The 20,341-nt window shown below is 54.0% G+C and carries 17 protein-coding genes; 12 read left to right on the top strand and 5 right to left on the bottom strand.

Annotated features, from left to right (window positions below; translation table 11 throughout):
* The 3 genes from ABQ298_09250 to ABQ298_09240 all read left to right on the top strand — a co-directional run.
* The coding region (locus ABQ298_09250; protein ID MEQ9824557.1) for a glycosyltransferase at positions 1-1,167 on the top strand (1,167 nt) is incomplete at its 5' end.
* A gap of 44 nt (positions 1,168-1,211) precedes the next feature.
* On the top strand, positions 1,212-1,883 hold the full coding sequence (locus tag ABQ298_09245; GenBank protein MEQ9824556.1) for an FkbM family methyltransferase: 672 nt from the start codon (positions 1,212-1,214) through the stop codon (positions 1,881-1,883).
* A gap of 195 nt (positions 1,884-2,078) precedes the next feature.
* Positions 2,079-3,245, top strand: coding sequence for a glycosyltransferase (locus tag ABQ298_09240; protein ID MEQ9824555.1), 1,167 nt, complete (start codon positions 2,079-2,081; stop codon positions 3,243-3,245).
* A 274-nt stretch (positions 3,246-3,519) separates the two neighbouring features.
* Here the strand turns inward: ABQ298_09240 and ABQ298_09235 are convergent, their stop codons facing one another.
* From ABQ298_09235 to ABQ298_09220, 4 genes are all read right to left on the bottom strand, one after another.
* A complete protein-coding gene (locus ABQ298_09235; GenBank protein MEQ9824554.1) occupies positions 3,520-4,044 on the bottom strand; it encodes a hypothetical protein in 525 nt (174 codons plus the stop codon).
* The gene (locus ABQ298_09230) at positions 4,037-4,186 is read right to left on the bottom strand and encodes a hypothetical protein (GenBank protein ID MEQ9824553.1); all 150 of its coding nucleotides are present in this window, start codon (positions 4,184-4,186) and stop codon (positions 4,037-4,039) included. The genes ABQ298_09235 and ABQ298_09230 overlap by 8 nt, the downstream gene beginning before the upstream one ends.
* Before the next feature lie 278 nt (positions 4,187-4,464).
* Positions 4,465-5,607 carry an HD domain-containing phosphohydrolase gene (locus tag ABQ298_09225; protein MEQ9824552.1) on the bottom strand — a complete coding sequence of 381 codons (1,143 nt, stop codon included), beginning with the start codon at positions 5,605-5,607 and terminating at the stop codon, positions 4,465-4,467.
* An 18-nt stretch (positions 5,608-5,625) separates the two neighbouring features.
* Complete coding sequence (locus ABQ298_09220; protein MEQ9824551.1) at positions 5,626-6,840, bottom strand: response regulator; 1,215 nt, start codon at positions 6,838-6,840, stop codon at positions 5,626-5,628.
* Between the two features lie 191 nt (positions 6,841-7,031).
* On the opposite strand from ABQ298_09220, the gene ABQ298_09215 reads away from it, so the two are divergent.
* Together ABQ298_09215 and ABQ298_09210 are read left to right on the top strand one after the other, a co-directional pair.
* Complete coding sequence (locus ABQ298_09215) at positions 7,032-7,868, top strand: sulfotransferase (protein MEQ9824550.1); 837 nt, start codon at positions 7,032-7,034, stop codon at positions 7,866-7,868.
* Positions 7,869-8,154: 286 nt separating this feature from the next.
* Positions 8,155-8,664, top strand: coding sequence for a hypothetical protein (locus tag ABQ298_09210; GenBank protein MEQ9824549.1), 510 nt, complete (start codon positions 8,155-8,157; stop codon positions 8,662-8,664).
* Positions 8,665-8,670: 6 nt separating this feature from the next.
* Here the strand turns inward: ABQ298_09210 and ABQ298_09205 are convergent, their stop codons facing one another.
* Positions 8,671-11,271 (bottom strand): glycosyl hydrolase 115 family protein, encoded by a 2,601-nt coding sequence (locus tag ABQ298_09205; GenBank protein MEQ9824548.1) that lies wholly within the window; start codon positions 11,269-11,271, stop codon positions 8,671-8,673.
* 371 nt (positions 11,272-11,642) lie between these two features.
* Between ABQ298_09205 and ABQ298_09200 the strand changes: the two genes are divergently transcribed.
* The 7 genes from ABQ298_09200 to ABQ298_09170 all read left to right on the top strand — a co-directional run.
* Positions 11,643-13,004 (top strand): outer membrane protein transport protein, encoded by a 1,362-nt coding sequence (locus tag ABQ298_09200; protein ID MEQ9824547.1) that lies wholly within the window; start codon positions 11,643-11,645, stop codon positions 13,002-13,004.
* Between the two features lie 107 nt (positions 13,005-13,111).
* Complete coding sequence (locus ABQ298_09195) at positions 13,112-14,098, top strand: ABC transporter ATP-binding protein (GenBank protein ID MEQ9824546.1); 987 nt, start codon at positions 13,112-13,114, stop codon at positions 14,096-14,098.
* Complete coding sequence (locus ABQ298_09190; GenBank protein MEQ9824545.1) at positions 14,095-15,816, top strand: hypothetical protein; 1,722 nt, start codon at positions 14,095-14,097, stop codon at positions 15,814-15,816. The genes ABQ298_09195 and ABQ298_09190 overlap by 4 nt, the downstream gene beginning before the upstream one ends.
* A gap of 63 nt (positions 15,817-15,879) precedes the next feature.
* Positions 15,880-18,690, top strand: a complete 2,811-nt coding sequence (locus ABQ298_09185; GenBank protein MEQ9824544.1) for an insulinase family protein — start codon at positions 15,880-15,882, stop codon at positions 18,688-18,690.
* Between the two features lie 229 nt (positions 18,691-18,919).
* Positions 18,920-19,378: a polymer-forming cytoskeletal protein gene (locus ABQ298_09180; GenBank protein ID MEQ9824543.1), complete on the top strand. Its 459-nt coding sequence runs from the start codon at positions 18,920-18,922 to the stop codon at positions 19,376-19,378.
* A 15-nt stretch (positions 19,379-19,393) separates the two neighbouring features.
* Positions 19,394-19,822: a polymer-forming cytoskeletal protein gene (locus ABQ298_09175; GenBank protein ID MEQ9824542.1), complete on the top strand. Its 429-nt coding sequence runs from the start codon at positions 19,394-19,396 to the stop codon at positions 19,820-19,822.
* 303 nt (positions 19,823-20,125) lie between these two features.
* The coding region (locus tag ABQ298_09170; protein ID MEQ9824541.1) for a hypothetical protein at positions 20,126-20,341 on the top strand (216 nt) is incomplete at its 3' end.

Genomic DNA, 20,341 nt, shown 5'->3' with positions numbered 1-20,341 from the left:
GTTGCACTTGAAGGCGGAGTCATGATAGCCCGTGAAGCGTTGCCAAGAATTCTATTTCTCAGTTATGAATCTCTCGACAATACCCACGGTACAGGCGTCTTGTTACAGCGCATGTTTCGGGACTTCCCACGTGAGAATTTGTTTGCGGTGTCGGTTGTTTCAACAGGAGGAAGTCCATGGCTTGAGAATCAGATCCTACTCCCCGATAATGTCTTTGAAAGTGAGTGTGCTCGGCTACTGCAACAAACACTGAAAGGACACACATTTTCTCCTCAAATCGTATATTCCACAGCATTCAACGAGAATGACCTCAGGCTGCTGCGCATCGCCATCGAATCAGTAGAATATTCTACACCTGTGGTACAGCACTTCATGGACATGGCTCCGCATGATGCGCGAGAATTTGCCAACGGGTTTCGAAGCTTAAATTCCAGGGTGAGTGAGTTGTGGGCATTGACGCAGAGCATGGGGAGAGAACTGGAACAGACGTTCGGTCGTCAAGTGCAGATCGTTTCAGCACTCCATCAGGATCCCCCGCAATCGAGCAAAACCCGGCATGTTCGATTCAGTTCCACATTTCGGGCGGTTATGATTGGTAATCTCTGGCAACCCCAATTGCTTCCGTTTTTACGTGAGGTGTGGAGCCTGTGTCAGGCGGACTTGCCCTCTTTGAGACCCATCGACTGGTACATTCATCCTGCGCGGGTTCAAAAACTGATTGAGGGTGGATACGAATTGGGGGACGAAATTGTCTGGAGAGGATTCTATGACGGTTTTCATCTCCAGCAGAAGTTGCAGTCGGCAGATCTGGCGTTGTTGCCTTTCAATTGGGGTAGCAAAGCCGATAGTGGTTATGCGCGGTTTTCCCTGCCTTCGCGATTGACAGAATATTGTGCAGCCGGATTGCCAGTCGTTGCAGTCGCGAGTCCTGACACTGCACCGGCACAGTTCATCAATGATCGAGGCTGCGGGGTAGCGATTTCTGGGTCCACCCCTACTCAGGTCGCTCACAAGCTGAAGCAATTGATCGAAGATCATGAATGGCGAACCCAAGCGGGAATTCAAGCGCGGCGGCTCTCTGCAGGCGAATTTTCACTCGAACCGTTTACGCAATGGTTGAGAACCAGACTCATGAAAATCGTAGACGAATCGACGCCGAAATCGTGACATGGTGTTTTGGAACAACGCAGAGCCGGCACAGGCAATAAATCATGAATTATTACGGACAGAAAAAGCAGGATCAATGGGTGATTGAGGAAGTTTTTGGTTTTCGCAGGGATGGTTATTTTGTGGATGTCGCTGCATCAGATGGTATTACCAACAGCAACACGCTTACGCTCGAAAGAGACTTGGGCTGGAACGGCATAGCCGTAGAGGCAAATCAGAGTTATTTTGAGAAACTGACACAAAATCGTACTTGCAAGTGTGTGCAAGCATGTGTGGATGAATGCGAAAGACTGGTAGACTTTTTGCCGAACGGAGAACTCGGTGGAATTGTGGCACCGGACACCGATAATAATGCGGTGTTTCGTCAAGATCTCATCAGGCAATGGGAGGAAAAACAGCATGTGGTTCGTCTGAGAACTCGAACACTTGCATCGATTCTGGATGAATGTGGTGCTCCTGAGGTGATCGATTACCTCAGTCTTGATATTGAAGGTGCAGAGACTCGCATCATGCGTTCCTTTCCATTCGCAAGATATCGATTTCTAGCTCTCACGATAGAAAGACCGGTTCCGGAGTTGAACAATATTCTTTTTGGAAACGGATATGTGTTTGTTCGAAATGTCGAGTTTGACAGCTTTTATGTGCACGAGACTTGTCCAGGATTGGATTCATTGGCACGGGAACCATTCGTTCAAGTTCCTGCAAAGGACTGGTAATCTGATTCAGTGGAATTGCCCCACTGAATTGCAGGTGAAATCTGAAGTGACGGATGGTTTCTGTATCACTGTCTGCAATGCCTTGGATTACTTGGAAAAATCGGGTGAAGGTTGGGTTTTTTATCAGAAATTCCGTGCTTTCAGCATGCCTTCCATCACGGCGCGAAACTTACCATGGGTTGAATCCCGACATCCATGAACCTCACTATCATCATCTGTGCCCGTGATGCGGAATCCACCATTGAGCGTGCAGTCGCTACGGTGCTGCGTGAAACGCAATGTCGACTGTTGTTGGTTGATGACGGGTGCCGGGATTCTACAGTTTCACGTGCGCTTGCGTTGTCGGAAGGGCGATTGCAGGTGGTGAGCACAGTCTCGCCAGGAGGCATCCCGCAAGCGCGGCAGATGGGCTTGGATGCGTGTGATACCGAGTATGCGGCGTGGCTTGATGCCGATGATGAATGGATTTCGGGACGTGCGAACCGCATAGTTGAGGCACTGGAGAACGGAGCGGACGTCTACAGCGAGGCGATTGATCTGGTGGATGGTGAAAGCGGAAGTCTCTTGCGACGGCTTGAGGTTCCCGTATTTGTGAGAATGGAGTCCAATCCGGCCCGTTTGTTTGAACGCAATTACCTGCCGGGGGATTCGCAGTTGGGATTTCGTGTGGCAGCATTTCGTGAAGCGGGTGGCTACGATTCGGAGACCTTTGGTGCAGAGAGTTTTGATATCTTGCTTCGAGCCATTGCTCGCGGAGCGAGCTTTGCCTTTGGAGATAAGGTGGGATATCGCATGGTTGCGTATCCCAACAGCGTTTCACGCAACCTGATGCGCCAGCGTGCGTCCCTGGCCAACGCCCTGAAAAAGCATGACTATGAAGCGGTGCGTGGCTTGTGTGTGCAAGCTGGGCAACCGGAACGTGTGGCTGCGTGGGTGCTCGTGTCCATGGCGGTGTTTCGTGGGGAAATGCAGGTAGCGTTGCGCTTCCTGGATGAGGCTTCACCTGTCGATGCAGACCCGGATGAAGTGCTCGAGCCGAATGGACCAGTTCCGCTCTGTGAAGGTTGGCGACGCGCGTTCCAGCGTGGTACTTGCCTTGCACTGCTCGGGGGACGGGATGATGAGGCTGAAGCGGAATTGGGACGAGCAGCGTGCCTCAAAGGCAGTGCCGAGGTGCTCAACAACCGGGGTGTCGTATTTGCAAGAATGGGCAGGATTGCTGAGGCAAATGCTTGTTGGATGGAGGCATTGCGCGTGTACCCAGGATATGCGGATGCCAAAAAGAATTTAAACAATCCCCAGATTGGCTGCATCACCACCCACCCGCTTCGGCGGCAGCCGAGCCGTTCGGAGTATGGATGAGGTGAGTGTTCGATGGCGAACTCATGGGTTTGCACCGATGAAAAGTGGAGCCTTCGATTGAGGTTCGGAAATTTTGAGCAGAAGGGTAGCGGTTTTTGAAATCGTTACCCTTCTGTCTTCTCAGTGAAAACATGCGACGAAACAAGGGGTTGCGTCAGTCCGAGGCCGACGTAGCGAAAAGTTACTATAGGGATAACTGATTTACTGTCCGAAGTTCACTTCTTTCCCGACCCATCAATCCATACATCGGGGCATTCGTGTGTGCGCTTTTCAGTTAGCGGCTGGTTGATTCTAGATCTTTCAGTCGTTCCAGTTTCTCCTTCACTCGTTCCCGGTGGCGCTTTTGGCGCAGCGCGTTCATGGCAAGCTTATGTTCTGCCGAAACTGGTGCACGGCCGGGGCGGAGGTGGATGACGTTTTCCGGGATGGTAAAAACACCTCGCACCCGGAAACTTCCGGGTGCCTGGACAAAGGAATCCTGCCACAGGTCGGGCAGATCGAACCACGGGCGTTGTGCGAACCGCTCCGGTTCGTTCACCCAATCCGGGGCTTCAATACCAACACGGTGGCAAAGCCATTCGACGTAGGCTGCGAGGTATGCGTCGCACTGACCCGCATCGTGGAGTATGGGTTCGAGCAGTTGAGGAGCACTTTCAACCCGCCTGCACCATTCGTTTTTATGGGGGACCTTTCGGAGTTCGTGTTGCCAATCCCTGACATTGCGTCCGAAAGTTTCAGCGTCGAGCACCCCTTGCACGACTTCTGAAGCCGTGTGGGGTCTTTTCCAGTTTTCATTCATCTTGCGAATCAATCAGAGATTGCAGCAGGGGAATGTTTTTGGCCTGGATGACCTCATTGGGGTAGTAGGCGTCGAGGGCTTCCTGGATCTCATCAAGGCTTCGAATCTGCATTTTGTGGATCAAAAATCTCAGGTCTTCCATATCCCCCTGGTAGGTGCCAATGGGTCTGCGGCATTCGCTTTCTCTCCCAAGCAGCGCAGGGCTGTAAGTATTTGAATGCGGTTCATTAAAAAGCGTTACGTAATGATAAAAAGTAGAATCGCCGTCTTGGATATGTCAAACGATCAGTTGAACCTCCCCTTGAGGAAGCGAGGTCGTTGGCCCAATTTCCGTGGTCGCATGACTTCAATCATGCGATGCGAAGGGTGGGGCAGATACCCGCCTCTCTGCAACCCCGAGTTGTCGCGATTCAGCGTTTCTCAATTCCCTTTGTCCTCGATGAGCACATCGACCATTTCGGGGATGGCGTTCTGAAGCTTGAGATTCTTGAGCAACTGCCGAATGAGGTCGTTGACGCGAAAACCAGCGGGTGCGACGGTGAGACCATCCTCGGTGCGAATGGCCTCGTTGAGCACCATGCCCACCCGCAGCTGGTCGATGTTGAGGCGCCGAGTCCTTGTGCTAGGCTGCTCATCCCTGAGGTGTTTGAGCTGTTCGAGTACGGAGATGTTATAAAAATCACTGTTGGAGTGCAGTTTGCCAAAGGCCTCGCTGCGTCCGTATCCTTTATCCAGCCATTCGTCGAGATGCACCACGGCACGCAGGATCGCCGTGGCGACTGCAGTTTCATCGTTCATGGGGATGGTCGAGAACGGAGTTCCTCCAAAGGCACTCTTAATGATGGTTGCGATGGGTTCGAGCCGTGGAATGTGAGCAATCAGCGCTTGTGTGATCCCGGGCACATCCTCAAACATCTGGAACTCCTGTGGAGTGAGTTGGCGTCCGCTCGAGCGTTTTTCCAATACCATCGGAGGGATTGCCACATAGCCGAGGTGCGAGAGCATTGCGGCGACTTCGAGCCGCCAGAGATTTGCCAGACCAAATGCCTCACCGAGCTGGCGACATTTGCGCTGGATGTGCGTAGCGCGGCTGAAGGCGAGCGGGTTGGTGAGCGAAAGCATTTCGGTCATGACTTCAATGCTTCCCTTGAGAGTCTGTTCGAGCACTTCCTTTTCTGCGGAAATCAAACGGTACTGACGGATGCCGTCCTGCAGGCAACGCAGGAATTCTGAACTCGTTATGGGCTTGTTCAGAAAACGAAAGATGCGCCCGTCATTGATGGCGCGTGCAGCGGTCATTTCGTCCGCCTGACCCGTGAGCATGATGCGCACGGTGTCGGGAGCGATTTCGGCTGCTTTGGTCAGAAACTGCACCCCATCCATTCCCGGCATTTTGAAATCGGAAACCACGACGGCATAGGGGCCATTCTGCTCCATCAGCAGCAGGCCATCGGTTCCCGAAGTTGCAGTGTTGAGATCAAAATCGCGACGAAGAATGCGGCGAAAGCTGTCGAGAACATGAGATTCATCATCGACGCAGAGGATGCGGGCTTTGATATTCATGGTGATGGAATGGATGCATTAATTCGATGGTCGGAGATCAATCCATTTATGGATCTGATCACTGATCCCGAGCGAGTGAAGGTGGTTCTGATTGAGCAGGGCATCAGAGGAAGTCGATTTTTTGCCTTGCGGGATTTTTCGGAGATAGACAATAGCGTTGGCGACATGCACGACCGTGGAAAGGGAGATACCCTCGACGATATCGTCCTGTGGTTTGTGGTGGAAGGTAATCGCGTTAATGACATTGGGAGGGATGCCCCAAAGCGCAAGTAGTGATGCTCCCATGAGTGCGTGATTGGTTCCAAAGCAGGTGTCCTCGCATTCCTGTGTATGTGCGGTGCAGGGTACACGCAGGGAGAAGGTGTCGCAATCACAGTATCGCTCCTGGAAATGGGTGGCCATCAACAGTTTTCCTACATCATGAAGAAGCCCTGCGGTAAAGGCAACCTGTGTCTGCGCACGTCCCCACCCAAGGTCTTTCGCAATGTGCTGCGCGGTTGCCCCGACCTCAATGGAGTGCTGTGTGTAGAGATCGAGATCAAACGCGGATTTGAGGCTCTTGAATGCGTCGTTGGAAATGCTGAGGATCAGCACGAGTGAGCGCAGGTTCTCCACTCCGAGGAAGAGGGTAGCCTGTTCAATGCTTGAAACTTCGCGGCCGATTCCAAAAAAGGCTGAGTTGACCATTTGCAGGACACGTGCACTGAGGGCAGCATCCTTCATGATGAGTCCGGTGAGCTGCTCGAGGGAGGGTTCGGGTTTGCTGAGTTCCCGGGTCATTTCATGATAGATCGGGGGAGGTGTGGGTAAATCCGTGATGGTGGAAATGATGCGCTGCGTGGTCGGATTTCCCAGATGCCGGTAGAGGGAAGTGGAAAGAAAAATCGCGTGGATGAGGTGTTCAGGGTCGCAGGGTTTTGCGAAAAACTGATGACTCAATCCAATCGAGTCCAGAATCATCTGACGATCCGAATACCCCGAAAGTACAAAGCGCACTGTTTCGGGGAAGCGCTCTCGCACAATCTTCAGCAGCTCGACTCCATTCATGTTCGGCATTCGCATGTCTGAAATGATGACCTCAAAGGGTTGCTGCTCCATGCGCTCAAGTGCAGCCTGACCACTATCGACAAACTGAAGATCCCATTCCCTCGCCTTGCGGTACAGGGCCCTACGCAGGCCGTTGAGCAGGCTGGTATCGTCGTCAACAAAGAGGGCACGAATGGGAGTTTCCATGGGGAGGGTGTACCGAGCCATGCACGGAAGGGCGTGCGATGGATCGGAGACTGAAGTGATGTTGAAGGAATCATATCTGTTTCTCCTTGAATTGCAGGCCGGGCATGAAATTTTTTGGAAATCCGGTGATGGCTTCAGGTTGCAGCGGGTTTTGCTTTTGGTTTTCCGAGAATTCCCCCAGAATGCACCGCATGGAGTTGCGGCATTCCATTTTGGTTACAGGTTCGCATCGCTCTGGCACCACCTGGGTTGGAAGAGTGCTGGCGATGGCGGATGGTGTGCGCTACGTGCAGGAACCCTTCAACCGGGAGACGAATCCGGCGCTTTCCGGCTACCGCCTGCAAAACATGTTTGCGCATGCGCGGGATGAGGATGCAGAGCAATTGCGACAGCGCTATTTGGATTTTCTCAGTCCACAACCGAAGGAACGCTTGTTGCTGAAGGATCCGATTGCGATTTTTTCGGCTCCGTGGATTCAGGATGAGTATGGTGCGCAGGTGGTGTGCATGGTGCGCCACCCGGCGGGATTTGTCAGCAGCCTGATCAAGTGGCAGTGGGAGTTTCACTTTGGCTATTTCACCTCCCAGCCCGTGCTGATGGACAGTTTTGCCCCTGAAATCCGGGCACAGATCGAACACTTCGCCCATCAACGTCAGGAACCCATTCTGCAAGCCTGTCTGTTGTGGAAGGTGATCTACGGATGGATCCTTGGAATCGAACCCAAGCGGCGCAAATGGATCCTGCTGCGTTATGAAGACCTCGCCAGGCGCCCGGTCCCCGAATTCAGACGCTTGTATCGCAAGTTGAACCTGCGATGGAGTGATGCTGTAAAAACTGGCATACTTGAGATGTCGGGCGAGGACAAACCCGCTGAGAGTGATGATCCCGGATTCAAGGCGCGCAACGCCCGCGCGATGCGGGAGGTCTGGACCACCCGCCTTCAGCTGGAGCAGGTCGAGCGTATCCGCCAGGAAACCGATGGAGTCTGGCAGGCCTACTACTCCCGGCGCGACTGGAAAGTGCGCTGAATCCGAGTGCGGATTGCGAGAGCTTGAGGCAAGTGCTTGCCAGATCTGCCGGAACCCCTCTCGTTTCCCAGTAGCGGAATTTGTGAAAATTTCGACTCGGCGGCTCGTGCAAAACGCAAGTGCCTGACATCTTCGCATCGGCTGTCAGTGAAGGTCTTCTCAGTCAAATGGCTTCTCCGGTTGCAATCTTTGTGGTGATCGGGAGCTTTACAGAGTCGCGCGAATCGATCCTCTGAAGTCACGGACCGATCAGTTCGCACAATCGAATATTCAACGCTTACGCCCCATGCAACCAGAACACCTGCACCTGCTCATCAATCACTTTCCCATTCACGGCCTTTTCATCGCAACCCTTGTATTGCTGATCGGACTGTGGACCGGGGAACGGCGCACACAAATTGCCGGACTCGTTGTGGTGCTGCTCAGCAGTCTGAGCATCCCCTTCGTGATGGGGTCGGGTGAGGCTGCATTGGAGCGCTATCAGGACGAGGACGTGATTCGTTCCACGCTCACAGAGGCCGGACTGGACTACGGCCAACAGCATTACGATGCTGCGGAAAAAGGGGCCAAGCTGACCTACCTGCTCCTGATCCTCAGTGCACTGGCACTGCTCTCGCTCAAGTTCAAACCGCTATGGTTTGGCAAGCTGGCGTGGGTGGTCCTGATCATGTCGGTATTCTGCCTGCTCGCCAACGCGTGGATTGCATCCTCGGGCGGCAAGATCCGCCGTCCCGATTTTCAGACGGCAAGGTCGGCTGTCATGGTTGTCGAGCCGATTTCACTCGAAACCGTTTGAGGGGTATCACCGCTTGTCACGGGTTTCCCTGGGGCCGAGGTAGCTCGGTGGCAGATCGTTGAAGTGCAGGGAAAGTTTATCCACGACAACCCCGGGGTCGAGCTGGATCAAGCGCAGCACGTGTGTGCCTGAATCGAGGGTTCCAAGGTGGAACGTGGCGGTGACGGTGGCGTTGAGTACAGCGTGCTTCCAATCATCATCACCGATGCTGCGCTCGATTTCGATCAGGATCGGTTTGTGATCATTGAGAGCGACATTGAGGCGCAGGTGGCCGGAATCATGGAGAGGGAAAGTGGGCAGCAACCACACCGTGAGCTGGACGGGGCCAGAGGATGTGGTGGTGAATTGATATTCCAGGGTGGCGGCACTGGCATCGCTTTCGGACAGGCTGGGTGTGTTTTCGGGAAAGAGAGCGACGGCGTCCCCGGTACGCCCTGCACCCGAAATCACGCGCCATGACGCACTGCCGGGTGAGTTGCGCCGGGTGAAGTGTTCGGCTTCCATGGTCACGATCCCCTGAATCTCCGTGAATGTATGCTTCCCTTCGGGCAGGCGATGGGGCAGTAATTTGCCGAAATCTTCCGCAGGCAAGGGCAGCAGATCGGGATCCCATGTCTCAGCCACCATGTTTTCGGTGGGCACATGAACGGCGGCGGTGCGATAGGATCGCCAGTTGTAGTCGGCGGGTTCCACCGCCATGAAGTGGCGCCATTTGCCACTGGCGATTTTATGATTGTACCGATGCGTCAGTTCCTTGAGCCGCTCATCGGCGAGGCGAACCTGCAAGCCATGTTGTCGACGCAGGGCATTGTCGTGAAAGAACTGCTCGCGGTAGAGTTCATTGTGAAAAACGCGTTGATTGGCCGCTGCGCTGGCGACAATCGGATAGTGCACGAGCTGGAAGTAGGCGTCCTGATGGGCGGCTGACAAAGCTGCAGCGACAGCTTCGGAGCGCCGGCTGAGATGGGCGAAGGCCGCGAGCCGTTCAAGCTTTTCTTGCCGGGTCAGTGGACTGGATCGCTCCCGGGTGTGGGGTAGCCACCATTGCAGGTGTTCCGGACGACGCTGGAAGTTGAGTTCGTAGTATCCTTCAAGTATGCTGGCGATCTCGGGAGCAAGAGTGATTCCAAATTCGCGTGCAGCCCATTCGCTGAAGAACTCCTGCACGGTTTCGGGATGCCAGCGTTCGATGTTCCAGGCGAGTTCGAGGAAAAATTCGATGCCGCGTTCGGCGGGTTTGATATCTCCGACGTTGAGCATCCAGAGCGTGCGCGCACCATGGGTCCAGGCTTGATGCATCTGCTGCCAGACAACACCGGGAGGCGTGGATTCGAGCCACAGGTAGGCCAGTGGGGATCCAAGATAGGACAGGTGGTAGTAGATTCCTGAACCGCCGGTGCGCAGTTGCTCCTGCTCTGTCGGGAAGTGGCGGATGTAACCATGGTTGTCGTCTGGCCAGATAAGGGTGACTTCATCGGGCACGTCGAGGCCGTTTTGATAGAGTTCGAGCACTTCCTTGTAGGGAGTGAAGACCTGCGGAATTTCGGAGAGGGGTGTGTCGAGGTGGCGGGAAAGCAGGTTGCGCTGCTCTGAGATGATGTTTTCGAGAAAGGCAACCTTCTCCTGCACATTGCCACCAGCGGTCATGCCCGAATCGTGAATGCCGCGCATGCCGAGCGTATAGATGTTTTCATAGTCCTTGTTTTCACGGATGCGCTGGTCCCAGTAGGTCAGCACCTCTTCCGGGTGTGTGGCAAAATTGTAGTGGTGTTTGGGTAGGGACCACTCGCGCACATTGTTGCGCAGCATGGGTTCGGCGTGGGAGCTTCCCATGAGGATACCGTATCGAGAGGCAAGTTGTGCGTTGTGCTCGTCCGCGTTGAATGCCCGCGTCACCTCGTGCATGGCGGGCCACAGCAGATTGGCACGCAGGCGAAGCAGCAGCTCAAAGATCCGCGCGTAGGTCTTGGGGCCGATGTCTCCCAGCCCGGGGTCGAAGGTGTGGCTGGCCCAGGGATGCAGCCCCCAGTCCTCGTCATTGATGAAGATACCGCGGTATTTGACCGAAGGAGCTGCGGTGATCGGAGTAACGGCGTTGATGACAACCTCTGGATTGGGCATGACCGGAACATCGGCCCACCAGTGCCAGGGGGAAACCCCGATGCGACGGGATACCTCGTAAATACCATAGATCGTTCCGCGAAGGTCACTGCCAGTGATGAGCAGGATGCTGCGCTTTGGGGAAGGAGAATGTATTTCCTGGATGAAAAAGCGCTCCCATTGCCCGTTGAGCGCCTGCAGGCTGCTGGCGGACTCTTCAGGGAGGATCTGCTGCACGAGTTCACTGTGCTGGGTGGCGACCAGCACGCAGTCGGTGTTGTGGGTCGGCAGGTGATGCAGTAGCTCGGGTCTGTGACCCGTCACGCGCTCAATATCGTTCACAAGGTCTTGCGCAGCCCTCTGGATGGGAGCCGGTGAGGTGGGATCCACGACGATGGGAGTCGCTGTACTGTTCTTGCAAAATTGAAACGCGGCGGTGCAGGGGTGGGTGAGCAGTAGGAAAAGGATGCAGAGGATCAGAAAGCGGGGGTATGGGGAATCGGCCATGGCGATGAGTTTTGGGGGAATGTGAACGGGTCACAATTGGCAGAGCGTGCGGACCGTCAGATTCGGGGTGGCGCAGGGAAAAGGGATGGAGCGTATTGGGGAATGCTCCCCCATGAGCCATGTTGCGGTTTTGCATGAGTCGAAATTCCGAAATGCGAGAACTGGCATAAGGTATGAGTATATTTAATATTAGGAATATTAATAAGAATACACATTTAGATAAGTTCTTGTAATGATGCATTCGGGAAACTAATTTGCCGCATCAGCATTTTTCCCGAGATACCTGTAGGAGCTTTGAATGGGTTTGATTGCAGGTGGTCCCGTGGACCGGGTAAAGCCCGGCCTTTCAACTTAACCCGGAAGACAGCGAAATGACCTATTCATTCAAAGCGGTGACCACGTTCATGTGTGGTCTTGGACTCATGACATCGATGGCCGATGCCTCGGGATTTGCACTTCAGGAACAATCCGTTTCCGGACTTGGAAATGCTTTTGCGGCAGGGGCTGCGGCGGCGGAGGACAACTCCGCGATTTTTTCGAACCCCGCAGCATTGACACTGTTGGAAGGTGCCCAAATCCAGATTGGTGTTCATTCGGTCACACCGGATGCGGATGTTAACAACCGTGGAACAACGACGTTGGCCTTGCCAACCCAGGGTGGAGATTCGACGACCTCAGAGAAAGCCCTGGTTCCCAACCTTTATTATTCCCAGCCCATGAATGAAAATCTCGTGCTGGGTCTGGGTGTGAGCGTTCCGTTTGGCCTGGCGACAGAGTGGGGCAACCAGTGGTTTGGGAGGTATATTGCGGACTATTCGGAGTTGCAGGATGTGAACATTCAGCCGACCTTGGCCTACCGTTATAAGGACTGGCTATCCATCGGAGTTGGACTCAACTATGCACACACAAGTGCGGAGCTGAGCAATGCAGTGGACATGGGGCTGGTCTTTCTCAATGCGATTCAATCGGGCCGTATTCCTGCAGCTGCGGTGCCGGCATCGTTGATCGGAGATGTTCAGTCAAATCTGGGGGGCGTCAAGTATGATGGTTTTTCATCGATTGAAGGTGACGGAGGAGCATGGGGGTATAATGTGGGACTGCTTTTTCAGCCAACAGAACAAACGCGCATCGGGCTTCACTACCGATCTGCGATCAATGTGGATTTGGAAGGGGATGTCACGTTTGAGGTGGGTGCACTTTCTTCCATACTCGGGCCGAATTTCCCGAACCAGAAGGGCAGGGTCGATCTGGAACTGCCCTCGATCAGCAACCTCAGCGTACACCATCAGTTGAATGCAAAGTGGGCCATCATGGCGGATGCTCAGTTCACCACCTGGTCGAGCTTTGAGAGCCTTGTCATTGAGTTTGAGAAGGCAACACCACCGACTTCGGTGGTTCCCGAAAACTGGGAAGATGTCTGGCGATTCTCCGCCGGCGTCAGCTTTCAGGCAACCGATGCACTCAAACTGCGCGCTGGAGTGGCTTGGGATGAATCTCCAGTCCCCAGTCCTGCATACCGGTCACCGCGCATTCCCGACTCAGACCGCACCTGGATTTCGGCGGGTCTGGGCTATGCATTCAGCGAAGCGTTTCAGCTCAATGCGGCGGCCACAATGATTTTCGTGGATGATGCGCAGATTGACAACGACACGCATGCTGCAGCGTATCACATGCGAGCTGATATGAAAGCCAGTGTCACGATTTTCAGCGTGAGCGGCGTCTATCAGTTCTGAACACAACCCTGGATTTTTTCCGTTACAAACGCACCCGGATTGCCTCGGGTGCGTTTTTTGTTAGTTTCGTCGAAACAATCGATCCTTCACTTCGTCTGTTTACACTGATGCAAACCAGTCATCCCCCACACTCACCTTCCAGCCCTTCGGTCAACACCGATGATGGCGTGCGCGTTTCCGACCTTCGCGTGGACTACGGTGCCTTCACCGCCGTCGATGGAATCAGTTTTCACATTCCCCCCGGAGAGATATTTGGACTGGTTGGTCCAAATGGTGCGGGTAAGACAAGCACGATCAAGGTACTGGCGACCTTGCTGATGCCGACCTATGGCGAGGTCAGCATGTTTGGGGTGGATGTGCTCGACCACCCGGACGAAGTTCACCGTTGGCTGGGATACATGCCGGACCTCGCTCCGATCATTGGAGACCTGAAAGTCTGGGAGTTTGTGGATCTTTTTGCTTCGGCCTACGGGTGGAATGCAGGAACGCGCCGTGAACGTGTGGAGCAGTGCCTGCGCCAAGTCGAAATGTGGGACAGTCGCAATACCTTTGGCAAAGGACTTTCCCGTGGCATGATGCAGCGCGTGGTGCTCGCCAAAACCCTGTTGCCGAATCCAAGGGTACTCCTGCTCGATGAACCTGCCAGTGGCATGGACCCGATTGCCCGCATCCAGCTCAAGGACATTCTTCAGGGCTTGCGTAAGCAGGGTACCATCGTGCTGATCTCCTCGCACATTCTGACGGAGCTGGCAGACATGTGCACCTCGGTTGGCATCATGCACAAAGGGCACATGCGCTACGTCGGACCCATCGACAAGGTGTCGGAGACCATGACGGGAAGCCCTACGCGGCATTTGCTGATCGAAGTAATGCGTGGAAATGGGAAGGAACTGGAAGCCAGGCTGCAAAACGACTCACGCGTGCAGAGCTGGCGTCCCCTCTCCGCAGATACTTACGACCTTGTGTTTTCCGGAGATGATCAGGCCCAGGCAATGTTTGTGCGGGATCTGGTGATGACGGATATCGGGTTACTGAATTTTACCCGGAAATCCACCCTCGAATCGGCGTTGAAGGCGCTTTCTGAAGAATCATGAACTCTGCAATGACCCACTCCGCCGACGGCGATCACCTGCGAGTCGCACCCTGGTGGAATCTGCCCGCCAATCCCCTGATCATCCGCTACGTGCGCAGCCGCCTGCGCATCCGGCGATCACTGGGCTGGATTTTAACCACACTGATTCTCTCGAGCTTCACGTTTTTCATGATTTACCTGACAGCGGTGAATCGTGGTTTGGCCTCTTCACAAGATGCTGCGCGAGGGGTGTTGATGCCGATGTTCACCATACAGGGCATCATCTTGATGCTGATGGGCACTGGCAGTGTTGCATCGGGGGTGGTGCAGGATAAGATCACGGGCACCATCGACTATCAGCGTCTGACGCCGATGAGTCCGCTGGCGAAAATCATCGGATATGTCTTCGGCCTGCCGATACGGGAGTATCTGCTCTTTGCCATTACCCTTCCGTTTACGGTGTTTGGACTCATTGTTGGCAAAGTGTCGCCATCAGCCTTTGTGCCGGTGTATCTGATTTTTTTCACCTCGGTGCTGCTCTACCACATGACGGGAATGGCCGCTGCGATGATCTCGAGGCGCTGGCGTTTTACTGCCAGACTGACCCAGGGGCTGGTCATCCTGCTCTATCTCATCCTGCCCCAATTTTCCCACCTCGGACTCTATGGCTTTCAATATCTTACGGTTCGCCCGGTGCTTGCGGCGGAGCTGTATCCGATGATTCCATCGCAGTTTTTGGGTAATCTTGATCCGAGCTGGAGCGGCTTGGACAGCGTTCCATTCTTTATCTGGGAATTCTCGAGCTTCGGGTTTAGTTTTGTGCTGCAGGGGCTGTTGATTTTCACACTGGGAACAATGGCCTACCGCAAGTGGAGGGATCCCAACCAGCACGCGCTGGGCAAGGGCTATGGCGTGGGCATTTTTGTGCTGATTGCGACCATGATTCTGGGCAACCTCTGGCCCATTCTCACGCGGGATACGACTGTGAATCTTCCCATTCTGGGTGGACTGGGTTCGGATCGGGTGGACCAGGGCATCGGTGTCCTGCTGCCGATGATTTTCAGCTATGCCCTGTTGTTTTCGGGCATGTGGATCCTGCAACTGGTCACTCCCAGCCACCATGAAGTGCTGCGCGGCTGGAGACGTGTTGTCAAATTGGGCGAGCATCGCCTTGGTTGGTGGCGCAACGAATCTCCGGCAGGTCCGGTGCTGATCCTGTTGATTGCGGTGAGCTGGATCGCGCTGGGCAGTGAGTTGGCATTGCTTGCCTCAAATGCATTTCTGCCATCGGACCAGGTGAGCGGATTGGAGCGCCTGTGTCTTCCCCTTGCGCTGACGGTTGCGCTGCTCTCCTTTTACGCGGCGTTGATTTCCCTGGAGAATCGGAGGATTTTCATTGTGCTGTTATTGGGTTGGGGACTTCCGGCGCTGGTGGCGATTTTTCTTGGAGCGGCCTTTCAGTCGTATCATGTTGCGATCTACTGCGCTGCGCTCTCGCCCCTGTTTCTGATTGGGTATGCGGGGCTATTTCTCGAGAGCACGGGCGTGGACCAATCGCAAGTCCTCGAATATCAACAGAGCAGCGAAGTTGCGTTTTGGTTGGGACTGCTGTTGCAGGCATTGCTCATCGCGTGGTTGCTCTGGCGCTGGACGCAGCTTTACCGTCGACTGGTCGATATTGCACGCACCGGATCGCGCGATGTTCCGGCTGCGTTGCTTGAACCCGAGATTGAGGAATGAGGCAGGACGTTGCATTTCCAGCGAAACCGCGTTGATCTGGCACAGTACTTTCATATCAGTAGCATGATGAAATTGCCGAATTTTCTGTTGTTGATTTTGTGTTTGCTGCCTTGCTGGGCGCTGGGTGTTGCGGAACTGCCCGAAAAACATCCATTGGATGAAACCGAGACGGAACGATTTGTTCTGCCTAATGGACTCCGGGTATTGCTGGTTTCCGATCCGAAACTGGATCAGGCTGCAGCCTCGATGTCGATTGGTGTAGGATCGATGAGCGATCCGGATGAGCGGGCTGGGCTTGCGCATTTCCTTGAACACATGCTGTTTTTGGGGACGGAGAAATTTCCTGATGCGTCGGAATACGGCAACTATCTCCGAAGCAATGGTGGATACTCCAATGCCTACACGGCAGGGGATCACACCAATTACCACTTTGAAGTTTATCCCTTTGCTTTTGAGGGAGCACTGGACCGCTTTGCCCAATTTTTTATTGCGCCACTGTTTTCCCAGGAATTTACGGATCGGGAAAAAAACGCGGTGGACTCGGAGCACGCCAAAAATCTGGAAAATGACCGTTGGCGCTTCTTCCAGTTATGGCGCAATCACTACAACCCTGAACACCCCGCCCATCATTTTTCCACCGGAAATGCCGAGACACTTGCGGGCATCCAGCGGGAGGAATTCATCGAGTTCTACAATACCTATTACAGTGCCAATCAAATGGCCCTGGCACTGGTGGCACCGAATCCGGTGAGCGAAATGAAAGAATGGGTGCATGCCTATTTTAGTGAAATTGAAAACAAGGGACTGGAACGCGTGCGCTTCCCGGAAGATTTCATCCTTCCGAAGGACGCCTTGCGCCTGATTGAGATCGAACCGATACAGGACCTGCGGGAGTTGACGCTGGAATTCGCGATGCCTTCCTTTCTCGAGCAATTTCTGAGTAAATCTCACTCTCTGATCAGCTATCAGCTGGGCTACGAAGGGGAAGGCAGTCTGCTGTCGGCGTTGAAAGAAGCCGGGTGGGCGACTGGCTTGGGTTCGGGATTTTCCCTCGACACGGCTGACTATGGTTCGCTTTCGATTCAGGTGAGCCTTACTCCGGCAGGACTCGAGCACTACCGCTCGGTCATCGAGATGATTTTTTCGTACATTGAACTCATGCGCCAGTCACCGTATCCGACCACACTCTTTTCGGAGCGTCAGACCATGGCACGGCTGGAAGAACTCTATGGAGACAAGGGCGAAGGGGCAAACCGGGCAGTTGCACTGGCCAACAACCTGCGCGTGCACGATATCGAAATTGCAGAGCGCGTGAACTACCTGTGGACGGAGCCAGATCCTGAACACTATTTTGCGCTGCTCGATCACATTCGACCGCAAACCATGATGGTTTCGCTTACTGCCAAGGGCCTGGAAGTGGACCAGCAGGAACCGATCTACGGGACGCCATACCGCTACACCGAAACACCAGGATCATTTTTCGAAGGACTGCAAACTCCAGCGCTTCAGAAAGGGCTTCGACTGCCAAGTCCCAATCCCTTTGTACCAGAATCGGTAAAGCTGCTGGCAGAGCGTCCGGTAAAGTTGCTGGATGAGCCGGGTCTGGAGCTGTATTATTCGCAGGACCAAACCTTTCAGCGACCGAAGGTTGCGATCCAGTTCAAGATTCGTCATCCGGAGGCATTTCCGACGCTGGAACATGCGGTGTTAAAGGATTTCTACGCTGATGTTGTGAGGGAATCCCTGAATGAACTGGCCTATCCTGCTCGCATGGCTGGACTGGGGTACTCCATCGCTTCGGGCGCAGAAGGATTGTATCTCACCCTGAGCGGGTACAGTGAATCCGCGATGTCGCTGCTGAATGAGATTCTGGATGCGATGTTGAAGGTCGAAGTTCCGGTGGAACGCTTTGAGGCCATTCAGGATCTCACCGTGCGTTCGCTGGAAAACTTTCCGAAAGGGGATGCCTGGGTTATCGCGCGGGATGCCAAGCGGGAGTTGACCACGGAAGTGTACTTCACCCCGTCCCAGCGCCTGACTGTCGCCCGGGATATTGAACTGGAGGACGTGCAGGCATTTGCGAAGGTGCTCTTTGCGCAGGCTCATGTGGAGTCTCTGATTCACGGAAATGTGACTGCTGAAGAAGCGGTGTCGGCCGCACGACTGATTCAGGCGCGCCTGGACTACGCGCCACTTGAGCGGAGCGAGCTGTTCGACAACGGAGCACTGGTGCTTGATTCAGGTATCATCGCGGAGCGTTCCTTAAAGCTTGAGGTCAGCAATTCCGCATACTGGAGCGAATATGGACTGGGATCGGATGAACCTGAGGTGCGTGCTGCGGCATTGATCCTCAACAATTTCATTGCCGAACCCTATTATTCGGAGATGCGCACGCAGCAGCAGTTGGGCTATATTGTCAGTGCCTTTGCTGGGCGCGAAGAGCAGCAGTATTTTCTCTATTTTGTGATTCAGTCAGGGCAGTACGCTGCCGACGAGCTGCAGCAGCGTTCAGAAGCGTTTATTTCCACATTGCCAGCACAGTTTGCATCGCTTCCATCGGATGCATTTGAACGACTGCGGGAGGCCGCGATCGCATTGGTTGAACAAAAACCGAAAAGCATCGCGGAAAAGGCAGGCGGATTTTTTGAAAAAGCCTATGAGTTGGATCTGGATTTTGATCGCACGGAACGTTCGGTACGTGCACTGCGGGAAGTCACGCATGCGCAGGTGTTGGAGCGCCTGACACGTGCACTGAGTCCCGAACACTCAACCCGGCGCATGGTATTGGCATTTGGCAGGGAACACGAGGGAAACCAATCCGTGAATGACTCGTTTTCTGCATCTTCATGGAAGGCAGAACAGCGCTTTGAATGATGCAAGCCCGCTCAATGCAGGCCACTTCGGTGGTCTGCGTTGAACTATGCCGCGACGCCGCATCTGGGGAGGTTCGATATAGAGTACAGCCGGGGTTCAAAACACAATTGGGCACGTCAATTTTGACGCAATTTGTCAAGTTCTTGCTAAAGCATTTGCTTAAATACTTGCATTACTGACAGTTAGCCGATATTGTGTGAAGTCTTTCCACTTGAACCCCGCTATGCCCATGGATGCCCGATCTTTTGTAGACGAATCGAATACCAGCAGTGTATTCCAGGACAATGTCCGCATCAAAGGAGATATTGAACTCTCCCAACCTCTCTTCCTCGATGGCAGCCTGATCGGAAATGTCCGATCTACCAGCCATGTTATCCTCGGTGAAAACGGGGTCGTGGAAGGCAGTATTGAAGCCCAGAAAGTGACGATCTGGGGTCGCGTGAAAGGGAATGTGACCTGCACGGCATCCTGCACCCTGCAAACCGATTCCAGAATTGAAGGCGACATCACGGCAGCAACACTGAGCATGAAGGAAGGTGCGTCGTTTAAAGGTCATGCGAACATTGACGCAAAACCGAAATCCAATGGTGCCCGACCACCGATACCTCCTGTCTCCAATGTTCCGAATGAGTCGGAATCGGAACCCGAGAAGAGTGAAGACCTTCTCGATTCCATGAGCACCAACTAAGCGAAATTTACGACTATGATTCTGTCGAAATCGAACTCACGAAACCGGGAACCTTCCAGCGAACCTGAAGTGGCATTTACCCCCAAGAACCTGGAGAAACACAACATCCTCGCAGAAGACGTTGTCTTGCGTGGCAGCATCGCATTTGAAGGCGAACTGCAGGTGGACGGGAGAGTCGAGGGCACCATCGAATCCAAGTCTGGCAGTGTGGTGGTAGGTGCTTCCTCAACCATTGAAGGGGATGTCGCCAGTCCAAACATCACTGTTCACGGTGAAGTGCATGGCAACCTGTCCATCGATGACCGCTGTGTGTTGGCGGAGGGTTGCAAGTTGATTGGAGATCTGAAGGCGGCGAGTTTGATGCTTGAAGAAGGTGCTGTTTTCTGGGGAAAATCCCAGGTCGGCTCTTCTCCGAAGTCCGGCAAGGCTCCTGCGCGCAAGTAAGTCGCTTGCAGGTTTTTTGTGCAGCCTTCTGCGATTTGAATCGAGAACGCATTGTTGTGTTCTGGAGGTGTTGAACCAATACGCAGCTATGCTGCTTGCGGACAGGGGATGCAAGGAATGGAGTGCGTGTGTGAACCCTTGATCGCATTCCTGTGAGGTAATGCTGTTTCCCGTTTGGGTTGCATCGGCGATGAACCCTTGCCACCAAGGGTATGGCATTGCATCAATCTGACGTGAGGTGGAACAGAGGGTGCGAATACCCGATTCATCAATATGGAACACGACCTGCTAAACTGTCACTGAATGGCAACGTCCAATATCCATCGTATTCGCTTCAAGAAACGCATTGTTCGCTATGCGTTGCTCATGGTCGCGGGGCCAGTGGTGACGGTGTTGCTGCTATTGTTCACCGGCAATTTCAGTGCCAAAGTCTGGGTGACCAGCTTGACGGTGGTCGCTGTGACCGTTTCGGTCTATTACCGATGGCTGTTGTCAAGCGTGTTTCGTCCCGTGCAATCC

It is taken from the genome of Puniceicoccaceae bacterium (assembly GCA_040224245.1).
Classification (GTDB): domain Bacteria; phylum Verrucomicrobiota; class Verrucomicrobiia; order Opitutales; family JAFGAQ01; genus JAKSBQ01.
Note: the sequence above shows the minus strand (reverse complement) of the source record. Positions and strands in the feature narration are given on the sequence as shown.